Annotated in this window: 3 protein-coding genes; all 3 read right to left on the bottom strand. The window is 36.6% G+C overall.

Annotated features, from left to right (window positions below; translation table 11 throughout):
- Positions 1–1,036, bottom strand: a 1,036-nt coding sequence (locus ACI4WO_RS03825) for a site-specific integrase (protein WP_439806235.1), incomplete at its 3' end; no start/stop codon positions are given.
- Entirely contained in the window at positions 1,037–1,231 is a 195-nt protein-coding gene (locus ACI4WO_RS03820) for a DNA-binding protein (protein WP_439806234.1), read from the bottom strand.
- 148 nt (positions 1,232–1,379) lie between these two features.
- A complete protein-coding gene (locus tag ACI4WO_RS03815) occupies positions 1,380–2,369 on the bottom strand; it encodes a rolling circle replication-associated protein (protein ID WP_439806233.1) in 990 nt (329 codons plus the stop codon).
- Positions 2,370–2,843 lie beyond the last annotated feature (474 nt).

The following is a 2,843-nucleotide window of genomic DNA, read 5'->3' as shown; positions in this document are numbered from 1 at the left end:
TATTTGCAATTTCCGTTTGCGTTGTCGGGAACATATGGGCATATCTGAATGTAATATCAATGCTTTCGTGTCCCACTCTGTTTGCAATATCCACCGCAGAAAAGCCTTGATTTATCAGCATAGATACGTGAGAATGTCTCAAATCGTGTATACGGATACGCTTGACTCCTGCCGCCTTGCTGCCCCTGTCCATTTCATTATGCAGATAATGCTTGGAAATCTGAAATATCCTGTCATTATCTTCAATGCCATAAAGTAAACTTATGCACTCTTTCATTTCTTCTGCAAGAAATTCAGGCATAGTAATTGTTCTTATGCTTTTGGGTGTTTTCGGGTCTGTAATCACGTCTTTCTGCTTGATACGCTGATAGGACTTGTTGATTCTGACCGTCTTATGCTCAAAGTCAAAATCCTTTGGAGTCAGTGCAAGAAGCTCACCCATGCGTAAACCACACCAATAGAGCATTTCAAAAGCATAGAACGATATTGGCTTGTCCATTACCTCCTCAATGAATTTCTGATATTCGTCCTTTGTCCAGAACTCCATTTCTCTTGCATCCTTTTTTCCCATACTGCCTGCTTGCGTAACAGGGTTTTGTCTCAGTTCATAATATTTCACAGCATGATTGAATATTGCCGAAAGCTGGCTGTTTATAGATTTCAGGTAAGCCTGCGAATAGGACTTGCCTTTATCATTCCGATAGCCGAGCATTTTATTCTGCCATTTCATGATGTCGGTAGCCTTAATACTGCTTACCGGCATATCCCCGAAATAGGGAAGTATTGTGGAATCAATAATTGCATTCTTTGTCTGCCATGTATGCTCTCTGATTTTGTGGAGCATATCTTGACGATATACTTCAACAAAGCTTGCAAAGGTCATGCTCAGATCATTTCCGTCGCTCAGTATAAACTCTTTTTCCCATGCCACAGCATCTTTCTTTGTTTTGAAGCCTCTTTTCGTCTTTCTCCTGTGTGAGCTTGTATAACAGGAAACATAGTATGTACCACGTTCTTTATCCTTATAAACAGGCATTTACATCGCCTCCTCTCTGCCGTTATAGCCGTAAATTCTTTCGTTTACATACGCCCTGTAAATCTTTCCTGAGAAAGTAATGAACTTTTTAGCTGCAAGTTCTTTATTCCAGTCTTGAATCATCTGGTAAGCCTTAGTTGAGGAGATGCCAAACATTGCAGCTAACTCCTGTGCTGTGTAAAATAAATTTTCCATGTCAATTTTCCTTTCTGAATTAAATAATATATATATAAAGCCTTCGGTTATTATTCCCTGACTTTATTAGAACGCTTCTGCGGCGTTTTTTCGTGAACTGGACGTGAATTTTTGCTCAGCTTTCCTATTTTTTATAAGCATATCATTATCAGCCGTCCTCACTGGACTTTTCTGTCGCATTGGCATCACCGCCTTTCTTTTTTCTCTTTTCAGGTCTGTATTTTTCGTGCTTGAACTTTTTCTTTTTTGGAGTTGCCATTACAAGGGGGTTCCAGTATCCGTCAATGCTTGCAGAAACATAATAGTTTCCATCTTTTCCATAAGGTTTATGTTCTTCTCTTTCAGCGGACTGTACAAAACAATCTATGATAAAATAATCTTCCTTCTTCCAACTCATAAGTTTTAAATTATCTTGCAAACATTTAGAATGCAATACCGCTTTTTCGCCTGCAAGTTCAGAAAAGTTTTTCTGCAAATTTTCACATAGATAAATAACCATATTATTAAATGCTTTTTTATCTTTTTTAGGTATAGTATCAGCTATTCCAAGCCCCCAGATTTCTCTGATGAATTCTTGCTCTGTATTGGCATTAAGGTTACAGAGCATATGAAAATGCCAGTTTCCGTTTTCATGCCTTGCATAAACTGTCACATGACGGAAATTGTCATAATGTTCATTCATGCGTTTAATGAATTTTGAAAATTCTGCCTTAGCTGTTTTCAGGTCTTTGAAATCTTTCTCAGGAAAGCTTTTAGGGTCAAATGTCAAGTAAACGTGCATTGCATTATCCTCATAGAAGTTATTTCTGCATAGATGTTTGATTCTGGCACAAAGTTCCTTGAATCGCAAGTGTTGATTAAACTCAAAATAGTTACCTGTACCTGTTGGTTTTTGCGGCATAATGTAACCGTTATTTTGTTTCTTTCTTGTAGCCTTGTTGTTAAGCAATTTCTCTATGCATGCTTTATCATCATCTATGACGCTCTCAATCATAGCCTGACAGTCATCAAAGCTTTTTTTATCTTTCAAGTCATAGTCGCAAGGCATATCGCATTGAAGATTGTTGTATATATTTGTTCCATTTCTGCCTACGCTGAATATTATTGATGTATTTTCCTCTTCTTTATGTGAATCCATAAATCCACGCTCCTTTAGTTTTATAGTTTAATCAATTCATTTTTACTGACCTTTTCAATGAATTAATTACACCATATATGCATAGACGTCTATTACATATGTCCCCCTTACTTTTTATGCAACGTGGCATAATTGGTTGGAACGCTCTTAACCGAAAAAACAATGTCCTATTTTGGGCGAATTTTCAAAATGGCTGAGCTATTGTTTCGATTAAGATTTCTGGGTTAAAAACCGGTGATTTCGTGCTAAAATATGTGGCTTATGCACAAAGACAAGCATTTAGTACAATCAAACTTCTACATTTATGACAATTGAAGAGTGATACAATTACTCTCAAAAAAGCTTAAATCCACAAACAAAAATAAGCACAGCCAGAATTCAACTGACTGTGCTTAAACTGTACTTCATGGATATTTATATATATTTCATTGTAGTTTGAAATGCTCTTATATTTTTAAAACGAGCTTTTGAAAA

It is taken from the genome of Porcipelethomonas sp. (assembly GCF_051893655.1).
In the GTDB taxonomy this organism is placed as follows: domain Bacteria; phylum Bacillota; class Clostridia; order Oscillospirales; family Ruminococcaceae; genus Porcipelethomonas.
The sequence above is the reverse complement of the archived record's forward strand: the minus strand, read 5'-3'. Positions and strand labels throughout refer to the sequence as shown.